Source organism: Streptomyces sp. NPDC055013 (assembly GCF_053608645.1).
Map to the genome: position 1 here is coordinate 1 of NZ_JBSGVW010000083.1, position 4,327 is coordinate 4,327.

The 4,327-nt window shown below is 72.5% G+C and carries 4 protein-coding genes; all 4 read left to right on the top strand.

The window, feature by feature from the left end; genetic code table 11:
• Positions 1-209: 209 nt before the first annotated feature.
• The 4 genes from ACWGDB_RS41830 (at position 210) to ACWGDB_RS41845 (ending at position 4,273) form a co-directional block, all read left to right on the top strand.
• Positions 210-380, top strand: a complete 171-nt coding sequence (locus tag ACWGDB_RS41830) for a Trm112 family protein (RefSeq protein ID WP_086725970.1) — start codon at positions 210-212, stop codon at positions 378-380.
• 322 nt (positions 381-702) lie between these two features.
• Entirely contained in the window at positions 703-1,836 is a 1,134-nt protein-coding gene (locus ACWGDB_RS41835; RefSeq protein WP_453827275.1) for an SIS domain-containing protein, read from the top strand.
• 117 nt (positions 1,837-1,953) lie between these two features.
• Positions 1,954-3,105 carry a mannose-6-phosphate isomerase, class I gene (gene manA, locus ACWGDB_RS41840; RefSeq protein WP_453827276.1) on the top strand — a complete coding sequence of 384 codons (1,152 nt, stop codon included), beginning with the start codon at positions 1,954-1,956 and terminating at the stop codon, positions 3,103-3,105.
• Between the two features lie 187 nt (positions 3,106-3,292).
• A complete protein-coding gene (locus ACWGDB_RS41845) occupies positions 3,293-4,273 on the top strand; it encodes a cation diffusion facilitator family transporter (protein WP_453827277.1) in 981 nt (326 codons plus the stop codon).
• The last annotated feature ends 54 nt before the right edge of the window (positions 4,274-4,327 follow it).

Here is a 4,327-nt window from a genome sequence, read left to right on the forward strand (position 1 = left end):
GGTCTGGGGGCGGCAGCCCCCAGGAGCCGGGGTGGAAGGGGCGGCAGCCCCTTCAAGGACGGGAAGGGTAGGGGCGGCGGGGGCGAAACCACCCCCACCAACCCCACCACCGCCCAACCCCGGCACCCCGCCCCCACCGGCGGTACGCTGACCAGGCACATCCGCACACACGCACGTACCGCACCCACCCGCCCCAGAAGGGACACCTCATGCCGCTGGAAGCCGGCCTCCTGGAGATCCTCGCCTGCCCGGCCTGCCACGCCCCTCTCAAGGAGCAGGACGCCGAGCTGATCTGCACCGGCCAGGGCTGCGGCCTGGCGTACCCCGTCCGTGACGGCATCCCCGTCCTGCTCGTGGACGAGGCCCGCCGCCCCGCGTAACGGGCCGCCCCGGCACCGGCGCAAGGGCGACGGAACGACCGGTCACCGTCCGGGACCAAGCAGCCCCCGCCCTACAGACGTCCGGCCTCCGCTGCTGCCCCAGGCGTCGCACCGTCCCGCCCCCTGCGCACGGACTCCAGCCACCGCCGGCAGGCGACCGCCGACGGATGCCGTCACCAGGACCCCCCGGAACCGAAAACCACCCGGAACCCAGCCCCCGCACCGGCGCCACCAGGACCGAGCAAGCCCCCCGACGCACACCCCGCCCCCGCGCAAGACCCCCGCCCCCCAAAAAAGACCCGGCGATCGGAGGCTGCCGCCCATGCTCGACGAATCGTTGCTGGACACGCCGGAGGCGCTCGCCGAGGCCGACCGCCGTGCCCTGCTGCGCGGCGCGGCCGAAGCAGGAGCCCGTGTCCGCACCGCCGCCCGGCACGCAGCCGAGGCCGGCATCAACGACCTCAAACCCGACGGCCGCCCCCGCGCCATCCTCATCGCGGGCCCCGGCGCCGCCGCCATCTGCGTCGCCGACCTCCTCGGCACCCTCGCAGGCGCCACCAGCCCCGTCACCCGGCTGGCCCCGGCCGGCGTCGCCCCCGCCGCGGGTGCTCTGCGCTGGGAGCTCCCGGGCTGGGCCGGCTCCGTGGACCTGTTGCTGATCACCACCCCCGACGGCAGCGAGCCGGGCCTTTCGCTCCTCGCCGAGCAGGCGTACCGCCGCGGCCTCACGGTCGTCGCCGTGGCCCCCGCCGCCTCGCCGCTCACCGAAGCCGTGCACAACAACCACGGCCTGTTCGTGCCGATGGCGACCGCCCCGTACGACGAGGGGGAGGAAGAAGTCCTCGCCGCCTCCGCCCCAGGCGTCCTGTGGGCCCTGCTCACCCCGCTGTTGGCGCTCCTCGACCGCACGGGCATGCTCACCGCTCCGCCCGACGCCGTCGAGAAGGTCGCCGACCGCCTCGACCACATCGCCGAACGCTGCGGGCCCGCCATCGCGACCTACAGCAACCCCGCCAAGACCCTCGCCGCGGAACTCGCCGACTCGCTGCCGTTGATCTGGACCGAGGGCGTCTCCGCCGGCCCGGCCGGCCGCCGCTTCGCCGCCGCGCTCGCCGAGCTCTCCGGCCACCCCGCTCTCGTCGCCGAACTGCCCGAGGCACTCGCCGCCCACAGCGCCCTGCTCGCCGGACGACTCGCCGCGAACGCCGACCCCGACGACTTCTTCCGCGACCGCGTGGAGGAGACACCGGCCCTGCACGCGCGCGTGGTGCTGCTGCGCGACCGCCCGATCGGCGGCCTCACCGCCGCGCCCGCCGCGCGCGACCTGGCCCTGAGCCATGACACGCCGATCAGCGAACTCGAGCCGGAAACAGGCGGCGAGCTGGAGACCCTCGCGGAACTGATCGCCATCACCGATTTCGCCGCCGTTTACCTGGCGCTCGCTTCGGGAGCCTGATCTGTCCCAGGGGGCCCTGGCCGCCGTACGCAGCAGGAACCGGCAGGCGTACACAAGGCGAACCGGCGTCCCCCACGAAGAGACCCGCCTACCCGCACAGAACAGGCAGACAACCGCATGGACCGCCTCGACAACACCGTCCGCCCCTACGCCTGGGGTTCCACCACCGCGATCCCGAAGCTCCTCGGGGCCGAGCCGACCGGTGAACCGCAGGCGGAGATGTGGATGGGCGCACACCCGGGCGCACCCTCGCGCACCGAGCGCGGCACGCTGGTCGAGGTCATCGAGGCCGACCCGGAGCGCGAGCTGGGCGAGGCGACCGTGGCGAAGTTCGGCCCCCGCCTGCCCTTCCTCCTCAAGATCCTCGCCGCCGGCGCCCCGCTCTCCCTCCAGGTGCACCCCAACCTGGAGCAGGCGAAGGAGGGTTACGAGGACGAGGAGCGCCGGCACATCCCGGTGGACGCGGGCCACCGCAACTACAAGGACGCCAACCACAAGCCCGAACTGATCTGCGCGCTCACCGAGTTCGACGGCCTGTGCGGCTTCCGCGACCCCATCGCAGCAGCCGACGCGCTGGACGGCCTCGGCGTCGACTCCCTCAAGCCGTACGTCGACCTGCTGCACGCCCACCCCGAGGACGCGGCCCTGCGCGAGGTGCTCACCGCGATCCTCACCGCCGACCCGGACGAGATGGCCCGCACGGTCGCTGACGCCGCGGCCGCCTGCGCCCGACTCGGCGGCGACTACGCCCCGTACGCCGACCTCGCCCACCACTACCCCGGCGACCCCGGCGTCATCGCCGCCATGCTCCTGAACCACGTCCGCCTCCAGCCCGGCGAGGCCCTGTTCCTCGGCGCCGGCATCCCGCACGCCTACCTCAGCGGCCTCGGCGTCGAGATCATGGCCAACTCCGACAACGTCCTGCGCTGCGGCCTGACCCCCAAGCACGTCGACGTCCCCGAACTCCTGCGCGTCGTCCGCTTCGAGGCCGGCGACCCCGGGGTGCTGCGCCCGGAGGCGTCCCCGGACGGCGAGGAGGTCTACGAGACCCCGATCGACGAGTTCCGGCTGTCCCGGTACGTCCTCCCGGAGGGCACCACCGCCCACGACGTCACGCGCGCGACCCCGCAGATCCTGCTCTGCACGGCAGGCTCCGTCCGCATCGGCGAGCACGACCTGACGCCCGGTCGGTCCGTCTTCGTACCGGCAGGCGAAAAGGCCGAAGTGTCCGGTGCCGGTACGGTCTTCCGCGCCACGGTCGTCGCCTGACCGAGGGCATCCGAAGACCCGGCGCGCCGTTGTCGGACCGGGCTGCAACAATGGCCCACCGGCAAAGGACGGGCAAAGCCGAACGGGGGCCGCACGCCCCCTCGGCGACGCCCTGAACGGCGTACGGACGTGCAGACGTACGGGCGTGCAGACGTACGAAGACGAAGGCGAAGGGACAACGCGACACATGAGCGCGTCAGGCGGTACCAAGGCGATCGTGGCGGCACTCGCCGCCAACCTCGCGATCGCGGCAGCGAAGTTCGTCGCGTTCGCGTTCAGCGGCTCGTCGTCGATGCTCGCCGAAGGCGTGCACTCGCTCGCCGACTCCGGCAACCAGGCCCTGCTGCTGGTCGGCGGCAAGAAGGCCAAGCGTGAGGCGACCCCGCAGCACCCCTTCGGCTACGGCCGCGAGCGCTACATCTACGCCTTCCTCGTCTCGATCATCCTGTTCTCCGTGGGTGGCATGTTCGCCCTTTACGAGGGCTACGAGAAGATCAAGCACCCGCACGAGATCGACCACTGGTACTGGCCGGTCGGTGTTCTCGTCTTCGCGATCATCGCCGAGACCTTCTCCTTCCGTACGGCCATCAAGGAGTCCAACGTCCTGCGGGGCAAGAAGTCCTGGAAGGAGTTCGTCCGCCACGCCAAGGCGCCCGAACTGCCCGTCGTCCTCCTGGAAGACCTCGGCGCGCTGGTCGGCCTGATCCTCGCCCTGGGCGGCGTCGGCCTCGCCCTGCTCACCGGCGACGGCGTCTGGGACGGTGTCGGCACCATCTGCATCGGCGTCCTGCTCGTCCTGATCGCGGTCGTCCTGGCCATCGAGACCAAGTCGCTGCTGCTCGGTGAGGCCGCGGGCGCCGAGGACGAGCAGAAGATCGAGGCCGCCATCGTCGACGGTGACGTGGTCACCCGCATCATCCACATGCGCACCCTCCACCTCGGCCCCGAGGAGCTCCTGGTCGCCGCCAAGATCGCGGTCCCGCAGGGCGACACGGGCGCCGAGATCGCCTCCGCCATCGACGCCGCCGAGGCCCGCATCCGCGAGGCGGTCCCGATCGCCCGCGTGATCTACCTCGAGCCCGACATCTACAGCGAGGCCGAAGCAGCCAAGGGCGCCGACCGCAAGGCAGCGCCGGGCGGCGCGACGCCCGACGGCACCGACCACTGACGTTCCGTAGGACAACGCACAACTGACAGCGGGGCCCGCCGAGTCGCTCGGCGG

Excerpts from the sequence above, each read along its gene's own strand:
- ACWGDB_RS41830 (WP_086725970.1), top strand. The coding sequence starts at position 210 with ATGCCGCTGGAAGCCGGCCTCCTGGAGATCCTCGCCTGCCCGGCCTGC.
- ACWGDB_RS41845 (WP_453827277.1), top strand. The coding sequence starts at position 3,293 with ATGAGCGCGTCAGGCGGTACCAAGGCGATCGTGGCGGCACTCGCCGCC.
- manA (WP_453827276.1), top strand. The coding sequence starts at position 1,954 with ATGGACCGCCTCGACAACACCGTCCGCCCCTACGCCTGGGGTTCCACC.
- ACWGDB_RS41835 (WP_453827275.1), top strand. The coding sequence starts at position 703 with ATGCTCGACGAATCGTTGCTGGACACGCCGGAGGCGCTCGCCGAGGCC.